This is a genomic window from Edaphobacter sp. FHG110511_03 (assembly GCF_059115365.1).
The window spans coordinates 109,491-131,411 of the sequence record NZ_JBZYWL010000001.1 but is presented as its reverse complement, the minus strand read 5'-3'; the positions used below and the strand labels follow the sequence as shown (position 1 = coordinate 131,411).

11 protein-coding genes are annotated in these 21,921 nt (G+C 56.3%); 7 read left to right on the top strand and 4 right to left on the bottom strand.

The window, feature by feature from the left end; genetic code table 11:
* The first annotated feature begins 3 nt into the window (after positions 1-3).
* From AC5S26_RS00425 to AC5S26_RS00415, 3 genes are all read left to right on the top strand, one after another.
* Complete coding sequence (locus AC5S26_RS00425; RefSeq protein ID WP_494182870.1) at positions 4-3,267, top strand: outer membrane beta-barrel protein; 3,264 nt, start codon at positions 4-6, stop codon at positions 3,265-3,267.
* Between the two features lie 84 nt (positions 3,268-3,351).
* Complete coding sequence (locus AC5S26_RS00420) at positions 3,352-4,536, top strand: tetratricopeptide repeat protein (RefSeq protein ID WP_494182869.1); 1,185 nt, start codon at positions 3,352-3,354, stop codon at positions 4,534-4,536.
* A gap of 36 nt (positions 4,537-4,572) precedes the next feature.
* Positions 4,573-6,312, top strand: a complete 1,740-nt coding sequence (locus AC5S26_RS00415) for a CRTAC1 family protein (protein WP_494182868.1) — start codon at positions 4,573-4,575, stop codon at positions 6,310-6,312.
* Here AC5S26_RS00415 and AC5S26_RS00410 read toward each other — a convergent pair.
* Complete coding sequence (locus AC5S26_RS00410; RefSeq protein ID WP_494182867.1) at positions 6,301-7,377, bottom strand: LacI family DNA-binding transcriptional regulator; 1,077 nt, start codon at positions 7,375-7,377, stop codon at positions 6,301-6,303. The genes AC5S26_RS00415 and AC5S26_RS00410 overlap by 12 nt on opposite strands.
* A gap of 365 nt (positions 7,378-7,742) precedes the next feature.
* Here AC5S26_RS00410 and bglX point away from each other — a divergent pair, with 365 nt between their 5' ends.
* From bglX to AC5S26_RS00390, 4 genes are all read left to right on the top strand, one after another.
* Positions 7,743-9,968, top strand: a complete 2,226-nt coding sequence (gene bglX / locus AC5S26_RS00405) for a beta-glucosidase BglX (RefSeq protein ID WP_494182866.1) — start codon at positions 7,743-7,745, stop codon at positions 9,966-9,968.
* Between the two features lie 20 nt (positions 9,969-9,988).
* Positions 9,989-11,206, top strand: a complete 1,218-nt coding sequence (locus tag AC5S26_RS00400; RefSeq protein ID WP_494182865.1) for a glycoside hydrolase family 5 protein — start codon at positions 9,989-9,991, stop codon at positions 11,204-11,206.
* 64 nt (positions 11,207-11,270) lie between these two features.
* Positions 11,271-12,668: a glycoside hydrolase family 30 protein gene (locus AC5S26_RS00395; RefSeq protein WP_494182864.1), complete on the top strand. Its 1,398-nt coding sequence runs from the start codon at positions 11,271-11,273 to the stop codon at positions 12,666-12,668.
* 27 nt (positions 12,669-12,695) lie between these two features.
* On the top strand, positions 12,696-15,674 hold the full coding sequence (locus AC5S26_RS00390) for a glycosyl hydrolase family 28-related protein (RefSeq protein WP_494182863.1): 2,979 nt from the start codon (positions 12,696-12,698) through the stop codon (positions 15,672-15,674).
* A gap of 302 nt (positions 15,675-15,976) precedes the next feature.
* Here the strand turns inward: AC5S26_RS00390 and AC5S26_RS00385 are convergent, their stop codons facing one another.
* The 3 genes from AC5S26_RS00385 to AC5S26_RS00375 all read right to left on the bottom strand — a co-directional run bounded on the left by AC5S26_RS00385 (position 15,977) and on the right by AC5S26_RS00375 (position 21,546).
* Positions 15,977-17,488 carry a GH39 family glycosyl hydrolase gene (locus AC5S26_RS00385; RefSeq protein WP_494182862.1) on the bottom strand — a complete coding sequence of 504 codons (1,512 nt, stop codon included), beginning with the start codon at positions 17,486-17,488 and terminating at the stop codon, positions 15,977-15,979.
* Between the two features lie 73 nt (positions 17,489-17,561).
* Entirely contained in the window at positions 17,562-17,954 is a 393-nt protein-coding gene (locus AC5S26_RS00380) for a hypothetical protein (protein WP_494182861.1), read from the bottom strand.
* 100 nt (positions 17,955-18,054) lie between these two features.
* Complete coding sequence (locus AC5S26_RS00375) at positions 18,055-21,546, bottom strand: TonB-dependent receptor (RefSeq protein ID WP_494182860.1); 3,492 nt, start codon at positions 21,544-21,546, stop codon at positions 18,055-18,057.
* Positions 21,547-21,921 lie beyond the last annotated feature (375 nt).

The window sequence follows — 21,921 nt, the reverse complement described above, 5'->3', positions numbered from 1 at the left end:
GTTGTGACTGATCCCGGCGGCGCGGCGATTCCCGGAGTGACGGTCACGGTTTTGAACAAGAATACGGGAGTCTCTAAGGATTACACGACAAATGGGGACGGTTTGTATGACACGTCCTCGATCGTTCCGGGGACGTACGAGATTACGTTTTCGAGGGACGGATTTCAGAAGTTAGTGAGGTCGTCGATTACGCTGGAGGCAGAAGACGTTACCGTCAATGCGCAGCTGACGGTGGGCGCCGTGACGGAGCAGGTGGTGGTGAATACGGACCTGCCGCTGCTTTCAACGGAGAATTCAGAGCAGACGACGACGCTGGACGCCAGGCAACTGGGGTCGCTGCCGCAGGTGGGAACTCCAACCTGGGAGAATTTTACGGTTCTGATCCCGGGATCGGCGGGCTCGCCGATGGGAAACACGGGACAGAACTCGAGTAATCCCGGACAGGTTGCTTCAGTAAACGGCAATCTCCCCTACAGCACGGTTCTAGCCGATGGAGCGGCAATCACGCTGCCGCACAGCGCCAATGCCGACGTAATGATTCTGGAGACGATCCAGGAGGTAAAGATCGGCGCCTCGAATTTTTCCGCGCAGTATGGCATTGGCGGCATCATGTTCAACCAGATCAGCAAGGGCGGCAGCAACGGTTTTCACGGTGCGGCCTATGAGTACTTCCAGAACGACGCGATGAACGCGGCGGACTATGCGTTTACGCAGGCGACGCGAAGACAACAAGTCTCTCCGCTGCGCTACAACAATTTTGGATTTGGCGTTGGCGGTCCAATTATTAAGAACAAGCTGTTTTTCTTCTTCGACTACGACAAGGTGATCAATCATGGCGCCGCGAATACCGGAACTACGACGGTTCCGACGGCCGCGATGTTGAATGGAGACTTTACAGGACTTCCGACGATCTACGATCCGGCGACGACGACGGTGGTTAACGGCAATGTTTTCAGAAGGTCGTTTGCCGATGTGTATGGCAACGGCAATCGTATTCCGGCGAGCCGGATCGATCCCGTAGCCTTAGCGATTTCGAAGTATTATCCGACGCCGAATGCTCCAGGAACGATTGCCGGAAACGGCATCGTTCAGAACAATTTCCGCTTCAACGTTCCGAATTCGCAGCCCTTTCAGAAGTTCTTCGGCCGCGCGGACTGGGACATTACGGGGAACAACCGGCTGACCATATCGGAAACGGCCAGCAACAATCCTGCTTACGGCCAAGGGGAGGGAATCTGCCCGATCAATTGTCAGTCACAGACTGTGAGTCGGCACAATGCGCAGATTACGGATGTCTGGACAATCTCGCCGCATGTGATCAACGAGCTTCGCATCGCCTATACAAACCAGATGAATTACTTCGTTCCGGCGTCTCTCAACGAGGGTTTTCCGGCGAAACTGGGATGGCAGTTTGCTAAGGCGGATCTCTTCCCGACGATCAATCTCACCGCCGGAGGTTATTACTCGCTGCAGCCGAACACGAACGCGGTGTACAAGGAACATGTCTATGACCCCTCGGATGTCGTGACGATGATTCGGGGCAAGCACATTCTGCACTTCGGAGGCGAGTTCCTGTTCTTCCGGGATAACTCCACGGCGTGGGGAAATATCGACGCTGGAACCATGAACTTTACCGGCCAATACACGAATTCGAGCGATCCGGGTAATCCCGGCAACAAGCTTGGGGGCATGTCTTACTCAGACTTCCTGCTGGGACAGGTGCAACGGTGGGGTGCGCAGGTGACGCCGGAGGCGGGAGCCAGGATGCGCGTGCCCCAGGTATTTATTCAGGACGACTATAAGATCACTCCAAACCTGACCGTGAATCTTGGCCTGCGGTACCAGATTCAGTCAGGATGGGGCGAGGTGAAGGGCAACATGTCCACCTTCGATCCGACGGTGCAGAATCCTGCCACCGGAACCCTGGGTGCGACGTGGTATGGAACGACCAAGGCGAATGGCCGCGACAGGCTTCAAGAGCCGGTCTATACCACGGTGCTTCCGCGAGTGGGCTTCGCATGGCTTGTCGACCCTCGCACAACTCTGCGAGGCGGATTTGGCCTCTACGCTTATAACTGGAGCCTCGACACGTATGCGCCTGGAATGGGTCAGGCCTTTGGGACTCGAGGAAATATCCAGGACAATACCAGCGTAACCCCCGTCGTGACCTTAGCGAGCAGCGGGTCAAATCTGAATTATGTAGCTCAGAGTACGAATCCAGCCGCGTTCAATGGACAAAACGTCACCTACAACCAGTTCAAAGCACCGGTTGGGGGAAGTTATCAGTGGAACCTGGCTATGCAGCGTGAGATTACGAACGACATGGTGTTCGACCTTGCGTATGTGGGAAGCCACGGTCATGACCTTCCGTTCACGGTGGATATCAACCAGGTTCCAGAAAATCGTCTCGCGCCAAACGATCAGCAGTTCCGTCCATTCCCGCAGTTCGGCAATGTCCTCGGAAGCACCAATAACGCCATCTCCAATTACCACTCGTTGCAGGCGGCTGTTCAGAAGCGGTTTTCGAATGGGTTGAACTTCAACTTCAACTATGTGTGGTCTCACTTCCTGGACGAGATGGCTTCCTCGGGATGGGGAAGCCGAGCCGGAGCACTGAACTACCAGCGCTCGTTCGATCCATCGGCCAACTACGCTAACTCGAACTTCGATATCAGGAATAAATTTGCAGGGAGCGCTCTCTATCAGCTTCCGTTTGGGCGGGGTAAGCGTTTCATGAACAACAATTTGTTGCTGGATGAGGTCTTAGGAGGCTGGCAGGCCACGGGCATTGTTGTCATACAAAGCGGACAGCCGTTTACGGTCTCCATGGCGACCGACAACTCCTACTCACTGGCACAGAATTCGCAATGGTATCCGAATCTGATTGGCAATCCTCATCTTGCCAACCGTGGTGCGTATCACGGAACCAATCAGTGGTTCAACGAAGCTGCCTTTGCGCAACCAGCCGCTGGAACGTTTGGCAATGCAGGCAGAAACCTGCTGAACGGTCCAGGCCTTGCCAACGTGAACTTCTCGCTAGGCAAGACGTTCACGATTTGGGAGAACGTGAAGCTGCAGATTCGTGGCGACGCGCAGAACGTCTTCAACCATCCGAGCTTCGGACTGCCGACAAGCGGTGGAGTCAACCAGAGCTCGGCGCAGCTTGTGGTGAATCCGGATGGCTCGATCGCGACGGGAACCTCGACAATTCGTTCAGTTACGGTCAAGGGTCGCCTTATGCAGCTGAACGCACGCATCTCGTTCTAAATCCATTCTCGATTGAGATGGCGGTTGAGAGGCCGCCATCTCAATTTGTTTTGAGCGGATTTAAGAGAAGAGTATGGTCATGGGATGAAGATTTTGGCGTTTCTGGTTCTGACCGCGTTGGGGCTCGGCGCTAGTGTGGATGGGATGGCTCAGTCGCCTTCGGAACAGGCAAAGATTCATGAGCAGAGGGCACATCAGCTTCTGAGCGAGAAGAAGCCGGAGCTTGCGGCGAAAGAGTTTGAGGCGGTGTTGGCCGCAGATCCGAACAATCTAGATGCGCAGGGCAATCTCGGGGTCCTGTTTTATTTTCGGGGGAAGTTTGCAGATGCGGAGCCGCACCTGCGTGCGGTGGTGGAACAGCAGCCAAGCCTGACAAAGATTCGCGCACTCCTCGGGTTATGCGAGCGTAGGTTGGGTAAGACGGATGCGGCACGTACGGATCTGGAGGCTGCTTTTCCTGAATTAGAAGACATCAAGATCCAAGCGGAAGTCGGATTTGAGCTAATAGAGATCGATAGCGCAGTAGGGGATCTGGCTCGTGCTGCAACCGTGGTTGAGACGCTGCGACAAAAGGCCCCAACGGATCCTCGTGTTCTTTATGCGGCCTATCGTATTCACACGGATCTGGCGGGGGAGGCGTTGCTGGGTTTATCGGTTGCCGCCCCGGAGTCCGGACAGATGTACCAGGCGATTGCGCATGAACTGATTCGACAGCGCGACATGAATGGCGCGATCACCGACTATCGCAAGGCCGTGGCTGCGAATCCGAAACTGCCGGGCATCCACTATGAGCTGGCAGAGGCACTGCATGCCTCCCCTGACCTGAAGCTGCGAGCTGAGGCTGAGGATCAGTACAAACTGGCTGTCGCCGCGAACCCGTCCGACGAAAAAGCGATAACCCGTCTCGGTGATCTTGCTGTAGACAAGGGAGACCTAGATAGCGCTGCCAACTCTTATAAACATGCGTTGACCCTGGCACCGAACGATGCAGATGCACTTATCGGCTTGGCGCGCGTTTATACGGAGAAGAACGATCCGCAATCCGCCCTTCCCTTGTTGGAACGCGTCGTGGCAGCCGATTCTTCCAACGTGCAGGCTCACTATCGGTTGAGCGTGGTGTATCGCAAACTCAAGCGGCCCGAGGATGCGAAACGCCAACTCGATGAATATCAGAAGTACAAAGGCATGAAGGAAAAGATGAGAAAGCTCTATAAGGATCTGCGTCTGGAGCAGCAGGACGATACCGAATCTGAAAAAGAGGGCCGGTGAGTGGGTGGCAAGGGAGGTTCTCGGTGGTGGGTTTACTTGGGTATTGCGCTCCTGTTTACGCAAGCTCTAGGTCTGTTGGCCCAGAAAGAGCCCGAGAAGACCAAGAAGCGAGTAGATGTTCCTCAGAGCGGCGGCCCACTGAGGACGCCAGGCAAAATCCCTCAACTTGTCGACATTACGGCATCCACAAAGATTCGTTTTGAACATCTGGCCAGTCCGGATCAGCGCTATATTGTCGAATCGATGGGCGGCGGCGTCGCCTTGCTCGACTATGATGGCGACGGCTGGCTGGACATCTATTTTACGAATGGCCCAAGCGTTGCGATGGCGCTTGAGGGAAAGAAGGCCAGAAGCGCGCTGTACCAGAACAATCACGATGGAACTTTTAGCGATGTAACCGATCGGTCGGGTATAGGGTATCCATGCTGGGCGATGGGCGTCGCAGTCGGGGATTACAACAACGACGGTCGTCCCGATCTTGTTGTGAGCTGCTTTGGCGGCGTGGTGCTGTATCGCAATAATGGGGACGGCACCTTTACGGATGTGACCAAACCGTCGGGGCTCGACAAGGATACGGGCTGGGCTGCAGGGGTAACCTTCGGAGATTATGACGGCGATGGCTATGTGGATCTGTTTGTTCCACATTATGTCGATTTCGACATTAAGGATCTTCCGACCTTTGGCTCGCGCAAAACCTGTCAGTATCACGATGTTCCGGTGCAGTGCGGCCCCCGCGGCCTGAAAGGGTATCCCGATACGCTCTTCCATAACAATGGAGATGGCACCTTCACCGAAATGGCAAAGCAGGCAGGTGTGGACGACCCGAAACGATTCTTCGGTCTTGGAGCGGTATGGTCGGACTTCGACAATGATGGACGAGTAGATCTGTTTGTGGCCAACGATGGTGAGCCGAATTACCTGTACCACAACGAAGGCGATGGCCGTTTCCGGGAGATTGGCTATGATGCCGGTGTCGCCGTGAGTGAGGATGGTATCGAACAGGCCAATATGGGGCTTGCTCTTGGCGACTACCTTCATACCGGACGCATGAGTGTTGCCATTACGCATTTCAGCGATGAGTATGCGGTTCTTTATCGAAACGACGGAAATTTGAGCTTCAGCGATGTCTCTCATGCTGCGGGAATTGCGCGGTCAACAGAGCAATTCGTCGGATGGGGCGATGCCTTCGTCGATCTGGATAACTCCGGCTGGCAGGATCTTATCTTGGTCAACGGCCATGTTTATCCGCAGGTCGACAATGCAAAGCTGGGAACTGCATACCGTGAGCCGAAGCTGATCTTTCAGAATCAGAGGGACGGGCATTTCAAGGACGTGAGTGCCCAGGTGGGTACGGTAGTGACAACCCCACAGGTGAGCCGCGGTCTGGCTGTGGGCGATCTCTTCAACCGGGGACGGCTCGATCTGGTGATTGAAAACCTGACCGGAGCGCCGATGATTCTGGAGACAAAACCAGATCCGGCGCATCACTGGGTGAGCTTTGAACTTGAGGGAACACGTTCCAACCGGATGGCATTGAACGCGCGGGTATACGTCACTACTGGAACGATGCAGCAGACGGATGAAGTTCGAAGCGGCGGAAGCTATCTCTCTCAGAGCGATGTTCGATTGCACTTCGGTCTGGGAACCTCAAAGAAGATCGATAAAGTTGAGGTGCGATGGCCAGACGGAAGCTCTCAGAGCTTCCAGGATGTAGCCGCAGATCGTTTTTACACCCTTAAGCAGAGTGGAGAGCTGAAGGCGAAGTTACTGCCGTAGATCTTTGCTTGTCCGGCTTTCTTTCTTTGTGACTAGCCTGCGTGCTGGAGCGGTCGACTCCCGAACGATAAGTTCTGGAGCAATTTGAATGGATTCGGAGATAAGCTCTCCGGCCAGTTTTTTTAAAAGCAACTGAGCCGCCGTGCTGCCCATTTTCTGCAGCGGCTGCCGGATGGTCGTTAGGCTGGGAACCTGATAAGCCGCGGACTGTATATCGTCGAAGCCGAGGACAGAAACGTCATTAGGAACACGCAGGCCGGCTTCGTGAAGGGCTCGTATCGTTCCCATTGCAGAGACATCATTGAAGCACAGCACTGCAGTAAAAGGACGGCCGCTCTTGATAAGCTTTCGTATGCCCGGATAACTGATCTCCGGAGAATGGGAATCCTTGGAGAGATAGATCATCAGCTCCTCGTGAATCTCAATCCCCAATTCACGAGCAGCTTTTAGATTGGCAAGCCAGCGAGTGTCCGAATCTGAGCTGAAGGGCTGGCCATGCATAAACGCAATCTTGCGATGACCGAGATCGCGCAGATGTTGAAGAGAAAGCCTTGCCGCGTGTTCCTCATCAATCAGGATGTTGGAAACGCCCGGCAGTGTCGTATGGCCCGCAACGGTAATCGTAGGTAGCTGTGGTGGTTCGGCAAGGTGAGTGTCGATTGCCAGGATGCCATCCACGCCGCGGGAACGGAGGAGGCTGGGATAGGCATCGATCAGTTCTTTGCGGTGACGATGATGTACGGTGAAATAAAAATAATCTTTGCGCATGAGCAGGTCACCGACTCCCGATAGAACCTGGGAATGGTAACCCTCACCCAGTTCCGGCAATAAGATGCCGATGGTCTGCATGCGTTTTCCCTGCAAGGTGCGAGCGATCATGCTTGGCTGGTAGTTGAATTTTTCAGCCGCAGCTTTTACGCGGGCTCGAGTGGATTCAGGGATAGACCGGCCAGGTGTATTGTTCAGGACAAAAGAAATCGTCGATGGACTAAGGCCAAGATATTCGGCCAGCATCTTGAGATTGGCATGACGGACGCCGGTTGTCGTCGAAGGTGGTTTTTGCATAGGAACGCAAAATTTTTAATAGGCAAAAGCTTTCGTTAACAATACCAGTGGAGAGAGAACTCTGGCGGCGTTCTGTATCTACAGATGGTTCCCTCAACCTAAAAGCAGAGGAAAGCTCTCTGTAAATTTACGATCAGAGGTGGACAATAAGACAAACGTTTGTCTAAACTAGTGCGACTGTAAATTACTAGAAACTGTCGCCTGGAAGAAATTACGCATTCGACCATCCTTCTCATGGTCTTCGAGTTGCGAAATTGTGGAGCCTTGTCTACATGCTGTGTATCTCATTGCGTACTTCTTTGTGTCGATTTCTATTCGGGAGCCTGCCTTTTCTGGCCTTCGCCGTTCCGTGCGATCGAATAGCAATGGCACAGGCTAAAATGGCGCGGCCCGCGAATCTCCCTGAGGCGGATCGGTTTGTGAACGATCTGTTAGCCAGGATGACTCTCGAAGAGAAGATCGGCCAGATGAGCCAGATCGCTCTGAATTCATCTGAGGGGCCAAAACGAGATGAGCGAATCACGCAGGGAGAAGTTGGCTCTTTGCTGTTTGTGCGCGACCCCAGGGAGATCAACCGGTTGCAGCATCTGGCGATGGAGAAGAGCCGGTTGCACATACCGCTTCTCTTCGGCTTCGACGTCGTTCATGGATACCGGACAATCTACCCCGTTCCGTTGGCGCTCGCCGCCTCCTGGGACCCCGCCACAGCCGAGGAAGCACAGCGCATGGCAGCTCGCGAGGCAAGCTCCGTGGGAATCCGCTGGACCTTCGCGCCCATGGTGGATATCGCGCGCGATCCGCGATGGGGACGCATCATGGAAGGCGCAGGGGAAGATCCCTACCTGGGAGCGCGCATGGCCGAGGCTCAGGTACGAGGGTTTCAGGGAAGCAAGCTCGACAACCCGGACAGCATTCTGGCGTGCGTCAAGCACTTTGCGGGGTACGGGGCGGCGGTAGGCGGCAGGGACTATGACTCGTCCGACATCTCGGATGAACAGTTGTGGAACGTCTATCTGCCTCCATTTCGAGCAGCCATTGATGCGGGAGCCGGCTCTTTGATGAGCGCTTACATGGATCTGAACGGCGTCCCGGCGACGGGAAATCGCTGGCTGTTGCACGATGTTCTGCGAGAGCAGTGGAATTTTCACGGACTCGTCGTGAGCGATTGGGATTCGGTTTCCAGCCTGAAGACTCACGGCTTTGCCTCGAGTACAGAGGATGCCGCTGTTCGTGCAGTCAATGCCGGCGTTGATATGGAGATGACGTCTACGGCCTTTCGCGACAACCTGGCAAATGCCCTTAAGAAGGCACTAGTGCAGCAGAGCATGATCGACGATGCCGTTCGATCGATTCTGCTGGCGAAGTATAAGCTGGGCCTCTTCGCGAATCCATACGTCTCTCTCGACCGATCGCAGAAGGAGCTGGTCTCGCAGGAACAGCGCATGGCTTCACGTTCTATAGCGACAAGGACGGCGGTGCTTCTACGCAACGAAGACAATCTGCTTCCTCTCAAGCGAGATCTGAAGTCGATTGCGCTGATTGGTCCATTAGTAGATACCAGGCCGGATGTCATGGGCTCATGGAGTCTCGGGAGTCATCCAGACGATACGGTTACTGTGACCGAGGGCATGCGGCATCATCTCGCGTCCAGCGGCACAAAGATTCTCTCTACCAAAGGAGTCGAGATCGAGCGTGAACAGCCCTCGATCTTTGACGAGCAGTTCCCCAGCCCTAAGCCTGTTCTGACAACGGATGCGGCGAGAGAAGCCGAGTTTCGTCATGCCATCGACCTCGTCAAACAGGCTGACCTTGCCGTGCTGGTCCTTGGTGAGGCCCAGACGATGAGCGGAGAGCGGGCGTCACGGTCTTCCTTAACTCTGCCAGGGAGACAGGAGCAGCTATTGGAAGCCGCGGTAGCCACCGGAAAGCCCGTTGTTCTGGTGCTGATCAACGGGCGTCCTCTCAATATCACCTGGGCTTCCGAACACGTTCCAGCCATCCTCGATGCCTGGTATCCAGGCACAGAAGCCGGAGATGCAATTGCGGATCTTCTCTTTGGAGACGCAGTTCCCGGAGGCAAGTTACCTGTAACCTGGCCGCGCTCCGTCGGGCAAGTGCCCATCTTTTATGCGCGAAACCTTACCCAGATTCCGAATGATCCCGATACCCGCTACTGGGACGGCTCCAGTGCGCCGCTTTATCCCTTTGGCTATGGTTTGAGCTACACCACCTTCTCGCTCGGCGCGATAAAAACAAGCGCCCAGTCCGTGCCGTCAGGCGGTTCCTTTGAGATTTCCGTCGAAGTTCAAAACACGGGTAAGATAGCTGGCGACCAGGTGGTTCAGCTTTATACACATCAACGCTCCGGTTCTGCGTCAAGACCGGTACGGGAGTTGAAGGGATTCCGCCGCATTCAGTTGAAGCCGGGCGAGCGTCAGAAGGTTACCTTGACGCTCGATACCAGGGAGCTTGGCTTCTGGAGCTCGCAGACACATCGATGGTCTATCGAGCCTGGCGTCTTTGATCTTTGGATTGGCACGGATTCGAATGCAAGCGAACACGCGACCTTTGAGGTTACACCCCAACCGTAGTTGGAAACGAGGATCACACCATGTTGTGTCGCCGCCTCTTTGCCGTTGCTGCCCTGTGCTTCGCATCGCTTACGTCCTCTGCTCAGTTCGCCCATACAAACGGCAAGGAGATCGTGGATGCCGGCGGAAAGGCAATCTTGCTGCGAGGGACAAGCCTCGGCAACTGGATGGTCCCGGAAGGCTACATGTGGCTCTTTGAGGGAGGACCGCAATCGGGCAGTGAGATCGAAGAGTTGGTGACAGAGTTGCTGGGGCCGGATAAGGCCCCGGAGTTTTGGCACACCTATCGGGAAAATTACGTGACGCGCGCAGACATTCACCTGCTCCGCGAGGCAGGATTCAATTCCATCCGAATCCCCATGCACTACAAATTTTTTGAGACAGACGATGCCGAAGGCTTTCAGCTGCTCGACCGGGTCATCGGCTGGGCTCACGAAGAAAGCTTGTATGTCATCCTGGATCTCCATGCGGCGCCGGGAGGCCAGACCGGAACCAACATCGATGACAGCCACGGATACCCCTGGCTTTACGACAGTCCCAAAGAACAGGCTCATCTCCTCGAAATCTGGCAGCGGCTTGCCCGCCATTACAAGGACAACCGCACCGTGCTGGGGTATGACCTGCTGAACGAGCCGATCCCGCACTATCCTTCGCTACGACCCCTGAATGCGAAGCTGGAACCTCTCTATAAGAAGCTCACGGTCGCCGTCCGTCAGATCGACAAGCACCACATCCTCTTCCTCGGCGGAGCCCAGTGGGACTCGAACTTCTCGGTCTTCGGTCCTCCGTTCGACTCGAACACCGCCTATACGCTGCACAAGTACTGGATGCCGGTTCAGCAATCGGCAATCCAGGATTACATCGACTTTCGCCAGAAGAACAACGTTCCCCTGTGGCTTGGGGAATCGGGTGAGAATACCGACGAGTGGGTCGCTCAGTTCCGCGAGCTTCTGGAGAAGAACGATATCGGATGGGCCTTCTGGCCTTACAAGAAGATGGAGAAGAGCTCGGCCATCGTTACGATCACGCCTCCCGAAGGATGGGACAAGATCGTCGCCTTCGCAAAGTTGCCCCGAGCCACCGGGAGCGTCGAAGCCCGTCTGAAGGAGCGTCCTGACCAGGAGACCATCGACCGTGCGTTTCGTGGCTTGCTTGAAAATATCAAGCTCGAACATTGCCGTACCAATGTGGGATATCTCGGTGCTCTTGGAATGAAGGCTGTTTCAGCAGTCAAATGAAGCTCCTGACTCGAGAGCGCACACGCAATCGACGGTTCTTACCTTTCCTTTGGAGAAAATAGAGATGATCCCGAAGCGGTCCCGGCTTTTCCTGACAGTAACGTTGACTCTGGCATCCTTGTCCTTGCGGGCGCAACAGGTCTCCGAATGGCTTACGACTCCAGATCGTTCGTCACTTCTAAAGCAGCAGAGTCCGGGTCTCTCCTTTGCGGATGGAAGCCCGGCGGGTACCGTGATCGACATTGACGACAAAAAGTATCAGACCATCGACGGCTTTGGATTCGCTTTGACCGGCGGCAGCGCGCAGCTGATCGCACACATGGATGCGGAATCGCGCGCGGCTCTTCTCAAACAGCTCTTCTCCACAGAAGGCGATGGTATCGGCGTCAGTTACCTGCGCCTGAGCGTAGGAGCCTCTGACATGAATGATCATGTCTACTCCTACGACGATCTACCGGAAGGACAGACGGATGTGAAGATGGAGAAGTTCAGCATCGAGCCTGACAGGGCCGATGTGATCCCGGTGATGAAGCAGATTCTTGCCATCAATCCGAAGATCAAGATCCTTGCCTCGCCCTGGTCGGCGCCCCTGTGGATGAAGACCACCGGAGTTGCCCGGGGTGGTGTGCTCAAGCCGGAGTACTTCGAGGCCTACGCCACGTACTTCGTGAAGTACATCCAGGCTATGAAGGCCGAGGGTATCAACATCGACGCTCTCACCGTGCAGAACGAGCCTCTGAACGAGAAGAACACGCCCAGCATGTTGATGCTTGAATCCGAGTTGGGCGACTTCATCGAGAACAACCTCGGGCCTGCCTTCCAGAAAGCCGGGATTAAAACCAAGATCGTGCTCTACGATCACAACCTCGACCATCCGTCTTATCCGCTCTCCATTCTCAAAGATCCCAAGGCTAACAAGTACGTCGACGGAACCGGCTTCCACCTATATGGAGGAACGGTGGCCGCCTTCGACCAGGTTCACGACGCCTTCCCGAAGAAGAATCTTTACTTCACCGAGCAATCGATCTCCGACCACCACGAAGGCGCTCCGCTAAACTTGGCCAAGCCGGTTGCGTGGGTTGTCATCGGCGCAACGCGTCACTGGAGCAGGAACGTCCTGCTCTGGAACCTAGCGGCCGATCCGCAGTTCGGCCCCCATACCAACGATGGCGGCTGCACCGGATGCCAGGGAGCTATCACCATCGATGGCAACAATGTGAAGCTGAACCTTGCCTACTATACGATTGCTCACGCCTCGAAGTTTGTGCCCGATGGCTCGGTTCGCATCGGTTCCAGCGGCGCGGACGCGATTCCGAACGTTGCCTTCACGACTCCGATGGGGAAGACGGTGCTGATCGTCGCCAACGACAGCACCTCCGACCGAGGCTTCGATGTTCGCTTCCGAGGCAAGACGTTCAAGAGCTTGCTGGTGGCCGGTTCGGTGGCTACCTTCATCTGGTAACGGCAGGTTCAACATAAAGGATATGAGATGAAAGCGAAGCTCTGGTTAGGCAGGATCGCAGTCCTTGCAGTCATGGGTGTTGCAGTTCCCCTCTGGGCCTCGAGCTCGTACTATCCGTTGCGTCCCGACGATGCAAAGGCTGTTTACCTTACTCGTGGACAAGGTGACTTGCACGGTGACGGTGCGGGTGACGACACCGGTGCGATCCAGCAGGCGATCGACAGAGTGCAGGAGACGACGGGGCAGGGGATCGTCTTCGTCCCCGAGGGACGCTATCGTCTGTCGAAGACCGTCTTCGTCTGGCCGGGCATCCGGCTGATCGGCTATGGAGCCAACCGGCCTGTCTTCGTGCTGGGAAAGAACACGCCCGGCTATCAGGACGGACTCGGTTACATGGTGATGTTCACCGGCAACCGTCCTCCTGCGAATGGGGAGCTTCCGCGCAGGCAGGGCAGAGTGTCGCCGCCGATCCCCGGGATCGTGCCTTCGAATCCGAGGATCGCCGATGCGAACCCGGGAACGTTCTACTCAGCGATGAGCAACATCGACTTCGAGATCGAAGACGGCAATCCGGCTGCGGTAGGTATCCGTCTTCATTTCGCGCAGCATTGCTATCTCGCGCACATGGACTTCCACGTCGGCTCCGGCCTTTCCGCGCTGCATGATGTGGGCAACGAGGCCGAGGACCTTCACTTCTATGGCGGTCAATATGGCATCATGACGCGAAAGCCCTCGCCAGGATGGCAGTTCACCTTGCTGGACTCAACCTTCGAAGGCCAGAGCAAGGCGGCCATCAAGGAGCACGAGGCTGGACTCTCGTTGATCCGCGCACAGATCCGCCACACTCCCACGGCCATCTCCATCGATCCGGAGTACTCCGAGGAGCTGTGGGTGAAGGACTCCCGTTTCGAGGACATCAGCGGCCCCGCAATTATCGTCAGCAACGAGCATGGCCTGCGCACCGAGATCAACCTCGAAGACATCTACTGCCGCAACGTTCCCATCTTCGCCAATCTTCGCGAGAGCAACACCAATATCCCCGGACGCAGTGAGATCTACCACGTCCGCAACATGACCCACGGCCTCACCTTCGAGTCTGTTTCGGCGCCCGGCGAGGTGAAGACTCATATTGAGGGCGAACCTCTCAAGACGATGCCGGAGCCTGTTGCCTCCGACATTCCCGCGCTGCCTGCGCAGAGCACCTGGGTGAACCTCAAGGCCCTTGGAGCGAAGGGCGACGGAACGACCGACGACACGGCGGCCATCCGCCAGGCAATCGCATCGCATCGCACAATCTACATTCCGACGGGCCGTTACATCGTGACCGACACTATTACGTTGCGCCCGGACACGGTGCTGATCGGGCTGCATCCGTCTACGACGCAGTTCGACATTCCGGACTCGACGCCTGCCTTCCAGGGGCCGGGCTCGCCGAAGCCGTTGCTCGAGGCTCCGAAGGGCGGCACGAACATCGTGACCGGAATCGGTCTCTATACCAATGGCATCAACGGCCGCTCCGTTGGAGCGAAGTGGATGGCGGGCAAGGACTCTCTGATGGACGATGTCCGCTTCCTAGCCGGGCATGGCACGTCGATTCCCGGCATGTCTCCGATTTATAACAACACGCATACAGCAGACACCGATATCAATCGCCGCTGGGACAGCCAGTATCCGAGTTTGTGGGTGACCGACGGCGGCGGTGGAACCTTCGCCAACATCTGGACGCCGAGCACGTTTGCTCAGGCCGGGATGATGATTTCGAACACCGCGACCGAGGGGCGCGTCTACGAGCTCTCGAGCGAGCATCACGTCCGCAATGAGATCAAGATCGATCACGCATCCAACTGGAAGATCTATGCTCTGCAGACGGAGGAGGAGCGCGGTGAGGGGCCGTTCTGCCTGCCGCTCTCGATCGAGCACTCCAGCAACATTACGGTTGCCAACTATCACAGCTACCGCGTGGTCAGCAGCTACCAGCCGTTCCTGAATGCGATCCATGTGGCGGACTCGCATGACATCCGCTTGCGGAACATTCATGTGTATGGCGACAACAAGGTTTCCTTTGACAACGCAGTCATCGTGGATGCGGACGGGCAGCAGCTGGTGCGGAACCGCGAGTTTGCCGCGATGACGATCGATACCTCGCAGAAGGAGGGCAAGGCTCCGTCGAAGTCCTCGCCGGTGCTGGCTCCGGGGGCGAAGCTGGAGCGGCTGACGGGCGGCTTCTACAACATCTCGGGTGCGGCGGTCGATCCGTCGGGGCAACTTTACTTTGTCGATGCTCACTGGCAGCGCATCTATCGTTGGCTGCCGGAGGAGAAGAGAGCGGCGATCGTTCGCGACAGCCCGCTCGATCCGGTGCAGCTTGTCTTCGACAAGGCCGGAGATCTGATGGTCGTCTCCTATGACGGCAATGGAACGGTGTACAGCTTCCGTCCGGATGCTCTGGACGACGAGGTCAGACTGTTGAAGCCTGAGAAGGCCGGGCCGCGCGAAGGAATGACCGCGGTACTTCCGGTGAACTACTGGCGCAACGAGAACGATTTCATGAAGGCGATCCCGGTGGCGAGGCCGTTTCAGTATGTCTCTCCGGACGGGACTACATTCATTCCGGCGGGAGAGGACTTCGTTACCGGAGCGTTGTATTACGGCACCAAGATGGCGGATGTGCTCCGAGCCTTCGGGCTGGGAAGAGCTGTCGAAGGCAAGCCGTTTTATGTGAGCGACGAGGGCATGCAGAAGACGTACTCTGCCCGGGTGGGCCCGGATGGAACTCTGAAAGATCTGAAGCTGTTTGCGGAGAATGGTGGTGAGAGCGTTGCCCAGGATGCGGCGGGCAATGTCTACATCGCGGCGGGCCAGGTGTATGTCTACAACCCTTCGGGCCAGCTGATCGATACGATCGAGGTTCCGGAGCGGCCGATCGACCTGGTGTTCGGCGGGAAGGATGGCCGGACGCTGTACATTCTGGCGCGGACTTCGCTGTATGGGGTTGAGGTACGGTAGATACCCCCCCCCCATACTTTTTGCGCAAAGTCTTCAATAAATTGGGCTTAGGTCCGGACTTCCCGTGATGCGCCATTCGGGAAGGCTGGTTTAAAGTTTAACGAAATGGCTCGAACTAATCGGCAGATTCGAAGTGAAGCCGTTTGTTTTATTTACGGGGTGCGAGGGCTTGACAGGGATTTTATGTCCGGAGCTTAACCGCAGATCCTTGGACTGCGTCTGGCGCGGAGACCGCGCCAGATTGCGCTCAGGATGACACTTTTGTTTGGCTCAGGGTAATGCTTGTTCTTCGCCGGGACAGTTCAGTGGGAGTTCACGGTTACGAGGGCGAGGGCGTTGGGTTCGAGGTTCAGGGTCAGGCGGTTGTTTTCGAGGTGGGTTTGTTCGGGTGGAGGCAGAGCCGTGGCACGGTTGAGCTGTTCGACCTGTTGGGGAGTGGGGTAGTCGGGCTTGCCGATTTTGGCGTACTCGGGGAGCACGTTGCCGTGCTCGTTGTCGACCCGTTCTATCGAAGCCTGCGCGTTTGCGGAGGGTCCCTGGAAGGTGAGGGTGACGGTGCGGGTCTTGCCGTTGCGGAGGGATTCAGGGTCGGGATCGACGAGGTTCCAGACGGCAACTTTCAGTTGCCCGTCGGCGGCTTTGGTGACGATGACGTCCGGTGAGTTGTTGGCGATGCGTTTGTCTCCGAGCTGGTGGAGGAGGGCGAAGTCGTAGTAGCTGGGTTTGTTGATTCCGAACTCGGCGCGCAGACCGAACTGGCCGATGAAGGGGCGAGGGCTGACTCCTCCCTCTTCGAAGACGTCGGAGAAGGTCCAGAAGGACATCATGTCGACGTGGCCGTCGCACTGGCGGACGGTGTTGGCGAGGGCGGGTCCGACATAGGTGGTGTCGCGGGACTGGTTGTGGCCGGGGACGTTCCACTCGGTCCAGAAGAGGGGCATCGTGGGCTTGCCGGCTGCCTTCATCTGGTTTCGGACCTTAACGATGGCGCGGCAGACGCGCTGGTCCATGGGAAGATCTTTGGGCACGCTCGGGTCGTCGGGGAACATGTTTTCGACGGTGTCGTCGGCGTAGCCGTGGCTAGAGACGAAGTCGACGGGAACGTTATTTTCGGTGGTGTGCTTGAGGAAGTCCGGGACCCACTGCGCGGCTGCGGTTGCGGGGCCTCCGACACGAAGGCGAGGGTTGACCGCTTTGAGGTCGCGAGCGGTGTGATCGTAGAGCTCGAAGTAGCTTCGCTGACTAGGGACGCCGCCCCAGAAGTCGATGTTGGGTTCGTTCCAGACTTCGAAGTACCACTGGGAGACCTCGTCGATGCCGTAACGCGCGACGAGATTTTTCGCGAAGGCGGTCATGAGGCCGTCCCACTTTTCCATGGACTTCGGTGGGGATACGTTCTGCTTGTACCAGAAGGGATGGAGAGCGTCGGGATTGAAGGCGAGCTTCTTAGGCATGAAGCTGATCTCGACGACGGGGCGGACGCCGTTGGCGAGCAGATTGTCATAGATCTGGTTGACGTAGGCGAAGTTGTAGACGGGGTTGCCGTGCTCGTCTTCGTTGTAGACTCCGAGCTCATCGTGCAGGATGGCGTGGAAGCGAACGTATTTGAAGTCGGTGACCTGTTTTACGGCTTTGAGGTCGTTGAGATAGCTCTGACGGAGCACGAGAGCGCCGCGGCCGGAGCCAAACATCTCCTCCCAGAAGTGGGGAAAGGGAGTTGTGGGGGCGTTGGTGTTGATCTGGATGTTTTGTTGCGCGTGGAGAGAGGTGCAAAGGATGAGGGATAGGAGGATTCGATGAGTACTTCTTTTCATAATCATGATTGATCAATCCATAACTGAGAAGGGGCGCAGAGAATAGATTGCACCCCTTCCCAAATTGGCTAAATTAACTAATTCCACCTCCGCCATCGCCAGCAACCTGTCGTCTGAACTCCGAAGGAGCATATTGAGGTGTTCCCCCATAATCGACGATAAGCCAGTATTCGCCAGGTGAAACATTGACATCCATCTTGCAGCTTCCCTGCCCGGATGCATTTACAGAGCCACCGCAATAATCCATACACGTGTCAGGAGCATTCCATTGGCATAGGCGAATTTCTACTCCGCCAGCGGTAACTGCAGCGCCGTTGAGATCTGTCACACGATATAAAAACGTTACTCCCTGCGCACCCGCTCCGCTGAACGATAGTAGGTCGACTTGAGTTGCAGTTTGAGCTTTAAGTGAGCTGGTTGCCAACCCGAGGGCCAGGAACAAAAATAGACCGGTGATGCTTTTCATTTGTAACTCTCCTAGAAAAGAAGCTGAACCCAGCCTGGGAATACAACGTCACCGTGCAATGAAGCATTCTTCAAGCTTTGAAAGATAGCTATTGGCCTATCTAGAAGCTGAAGCGCGCCTGGAACTCGATGGTGCGAGCACCGAGTGCGGTCTGTGGCTGTCCGAACTGACTACTGGTGATGAGGGCATTGCCGTCGGGGGCGGTTCTGGCATCGCCGTAATTCAATGGCGTCAGATTGGTCTGGTTGAAGATATTGAAGAACATGGCACGGATGGTGAGTCCGGCATTTTCGCCGAAGATCGTGTTGTGCGGAATGCCGAAGGTCTTTTGTGCATCCATGTCGGTGTCAAAGTAGTTGGGGCCGTGAAGACTGTTGCGCCCTACGCCTGGAGGTGGGGGAGCCCCGGTTGTGGGAAAGGTTGGAATGGTGAAGTAGGCGAGACCGCCGTTGGGAAACTGGCCACCCTGGCGCTTGAAGGTGTCGTTGCTGGTATCGCCTGTTCCACGCGCGATCTGGGCGCCGGGACGGAGATTGCAGTATCCGCTGCCGACGTAGACGACGTTGCAACCGGTGTTGGCATAGATGGGAGTCCAAGGGAAGCCGGTGTGGTACTGCAGAATGCCGCTGATCTGAATGCCTCCAAAGATGCCTTCGAGCAGCTTGTTATTGGGGAAGAATTTCGGCGCATAGGTTCCGAAGAGTTTTGCGTTGTGAGTGACGTCATAGTCCGCACGCCCGTAGGCGAAGCGGTTGTCGTAGGGGTATTGATCGATGTAGTAGTCCTGGGAGGCGCTGTCCATGATCCTGCCATATCGATATTGCCCGGTGATGGAGAAGTTACGAGCGAAGGAGCGCCGCGCCTCCGCAAGGAATGCGTGAGAGCTTGCGGTGGAGTCGTTCGAGAAAAAGCTGAAGTTGCTGATGGAGGGATTCAGGTTGGGATAGTAGATCCAGTTGAGGTTGTTCTGGCGAGTGTAGTGACGGGAGATGCTGCCCTGATAGCCGAGGCTGAGGACCCAGTGGGAGGTGAGGGCATACTCCACGCCAAGAGACAGCTTGTAGGTGAGGGGAGTGGGGAGATTCTGTTGAATTGCATTGATGGTAAGAGGAGCTCCTCCAACGGGCAGGCCGTTGGGGCCGAAGGTGGCTATAGCGGATGGATTGGAAGGATATCCATTGATATTCGTGGCGCTGGAGGATGCAGCGTACTGAACACCGGGGCAGTTAACCAGCGCTGTGTCGGTGCATATGGCATTGACGCTGGTGACCAGGGGTGGGTTGGAGCGGCCGCTGAGGGTGACCGCCTGCTGCATACGGTTGTAGGCGATGCCAAATCCGCCACGGACAACGGTCAGATGATTAGCAGAAGGATTGATGGAGTAAGCAAACCCGAACTGCGGTCCCCAGTTGTTGGGACTGGTCTTGTAGAGATCGCCACCGACCTTCATAGTGGCTCCGGTCAGGGTTTGGGCACCCGTGCCGAGGATGGGATTGCTGATGTTTCCGTTCTTTTCCGTGGTCGGTGTGAAGTATTCGTAGCGCATGCCGATGTTGAGAGTCAGATTGGGATTGACGCGCCAGTCGTCCTGAACGTAACCGGCGTAGATAAAGGACCGAATGTATTTGGTTGCGGAGGTCGGGGCTCCGGTACGTGGATCGAAGTTGCCACTCAGCAGCCGCGGCCGGTCATTGGCAAACTCCCACAGGTTGCGGAAGGTGTATGCGGGAATGGCGGCGAAGGTCTGGGTGTCGTTGTCGAGCTCGCGAAGGCCGTCGAAGCCCACGCGGATGTTATGCGAACGCCAGGTCTTAGTGAGGGTGTCGCGGAGGTTGTAGGTGGTTTGAGCAAAGTTACCGGGGCCCGGGGAGCCGAAGAACTGGAAGTCGCCGCCTGAGATACCTCCCATGGTATCGAGGTTGCCACGGGGCAGACCGAAGGGCTCCTGAGGATTGGAGGTGATTTCGTTGAAGTACCAGCGTACGGCGTTTAGGCGGAACTCATTCAGCAGGGTGGGACTGAAGATGTGATTCCAGAGCGTTGAATGAGAGTATGCGAGCCGGTTCACGTTCCAGAGATTGGCGGTGCGATTGGGACCGTTGAAAAAAGTGGAAGAGGTTGGCACCCAGTAGATGGTGTAGGCGATCAGATCCCGAGGATTAAGCTGCCAGTCGAGACGCCCGTTGAACTGCTGGTTGGTGCTAGTGCTGGGATTCACGGTGTTGGCAAAGAAGAGATCGGGAACTCCATCAAAGCCGCCGCCGGTACCGGGAGCGTTATTGCTGACATAGGTGGGATCGGAGGTTCCTAGAGGAGTGGGCAAGGGAGAACCTACGTCGAGAGCGGTTCCGCCGTTGTAGGGAACATCATGGCAGTAGGCGGAGCTCAATCCAGCGAAGGCGCAACCGGAGCTTGCAGCAACGGATCTGTAGTTGACGCTTTCGCCCGGGAAGCCAGTGATTGCAGCGGAGACTCCGCCAGCTTTTCTCGTCGCGACGAGCTGATCGAATTCAGGAGTTTCGTACCACTTTGTGTCCTGCGAGCTTCCGCTGTTGCGAAGCTCTTCATAGGAGAAGAAGAAGAAGATGTGGTCTTTCCAGATAGGGCCGCCGACGCTTCCGCCGATCTGATTGAAGCGGTTGTTATCGCGCTTCAACCGGTCCTTGTCGCCCTCGGAGCCGGGACCGTTGTAGCGCTGAAAAGCGTTGAGGCCGGGACGATGGAACTTGAAGAGGGCGCTGCCGTGGAAGTCGTTGGTGCCGTTTTTGGAGACGATGAGAACCTGCGCGCCGCTGTTTCGACCGTTGGTTGCGTCATAGGGACTGGTCTGGGTCTGGACTTCCTTAACCGATTCTTCATTAGGGGTGATGACTGCACCGCCGCCCCATGCGAGGGAGTTGACCTGGCTGCCGTCGATCTGGAAGGAGTTGCCGGAGGTACGAACGCCGTTTCCCTGACTCTGGGCGCGGTTTTCTACACCAAAGATGCTGCTGGTACCGCTGCTGCCACCGATGCCTCCGTTACCGGGAAGCGAGAAACTGTTACCGCTGCCATCTTGAGAGCTGTCGCCGAGAGCTCCAGGTGTGAGGCGGAGGAGCTGGTAGGGATCGCGGTTGGAGGATGGCAGCGTTTGCAACTGCTGAGCGGTGATCGTACCGGAGATTGTGGCGGTGGCGGTGTTGATTGCGGGAGCGGTATCGGTGACGGTGACGGATTGCTGAGAACCTTCGGGTTCAAGGCTGATGCTCAAGGCCTGCATGGTTTCGCCGGAGATGTTGACGTTGTCGACAGTCTTTTTGGCGAAGCCCGTAGCTTCGACAGTGACGGTATAGGGAGCGGGAGCAAGACGGTTGAAGGTGTAGTTTCCGCCTCCGTCGGTGGTGCCCTTCTGGGTCTGGTTGGTTTCTTTGTCAACGATGGTGACAGAGGCCCCGGGGACTACGGCTCCCGTGGGATCGGTGACTGTGCCTTGAAGGCCGGCACGATATTGCGCTTGGACAAATCTCGCCGGAAGAACCAGTGAGGCCAGGAATAGTAAGACGGCAAGATGTTTGTTGAGGGGAAGAGAAGGGAAGGTAAAGTGCATTTTCATCACTGCTCCTGAAGTGGAGCGGTCCTGCGTACGTGACCGTGGCTCCGGTGGTTCTGGTTTCGTCATGGTCGGCGAATGTTGAATCTGCCGCCAATGAAGCTATGCACTGCCTCTGATGAGGAGTGTCTTTATAAGCTCCAAACCTAGGAGAACCAAGAGCCCTGCAAACGATTCGAGGGCGAAAAAGAACAATCAGCCAGGGCACCGATACAACATCAGCTAAAGGGCCCTGGCACGCAGGAGGCTTAAGCCTTGCGCGGTGAGACAGATGGAATCTTCATGAAAAGAGATGCAGAAATTCTGCAAGAGGGTGATTCGAGGAAAGAAAAAAATGCCCGCTGAAATGTAAGTTGAACAAAAGACATTGATTGTCCG

Coding starts and splice junctions, on each gene's coding strand:
- AC5S26_RS00420 (WP_494182869.1), top strand. CDS start 3,352: ATGAAGATTTTGGCGTTTCTGGTTCTGACCGCGTTGGGGCTCGGCGCT.
- AC5S26_RS00410 (WP_494182867.1), bottom strand. CDS start 7,377: ATGCAAAAACCACCTTCGACGACAACCGGCGTCCGTCATGCCAATCTC.
- bglX (WP_494182866.1), top strand. CDS start 7,743: ATGGCACAGGCTAAAATGGCGCGGCCCGCGAATCTCCCTGAGGCGGAT.
- AC5S26_RS00400 (WP_494182865.1), top strand. CDS start 9,989: ATGTTGTGTCGCCGCCTCTTTGCCGTTGCTGCCCTGTGCTTCGCATCG.
- AC5S26_RS00395 (WP_494182864.1), top strand. CDS start 11,271: ATGATCCCGAAGCGGTCCCGGCTTTTCCTGACAGTAACGTTGACTCTG.
- AC5S26_RS00390 (WP_494182863.1), top strand. CDS start 12,696: ATGAAAGCGAAGCTCTGGTTAGGCAGGATCGCAGTCCTTGCAGTCATG.
- AC5S26_RS00385 (WP_494182862.1), bottom strand. CDS start 17,488: ATGAAAAGAAGTACTCATCGAATCCTCCTATCCCTCATCCTTTGCACC.
- AC5S26_RS00380 (WP_494182861.1), bottom strand. CDS start 17,954: ATGAAAAGCATCACCGGTCTATTTTTGTTCCTGGCCCTCGGGTTGGCA.
- AC5S26_RS00375 (WP_494182860.1), bottom strand. CDS start 21,546: ATGAAAATGCACTTTACCTTCCCTTCTCTTCCCCTCAACAAACATCTT.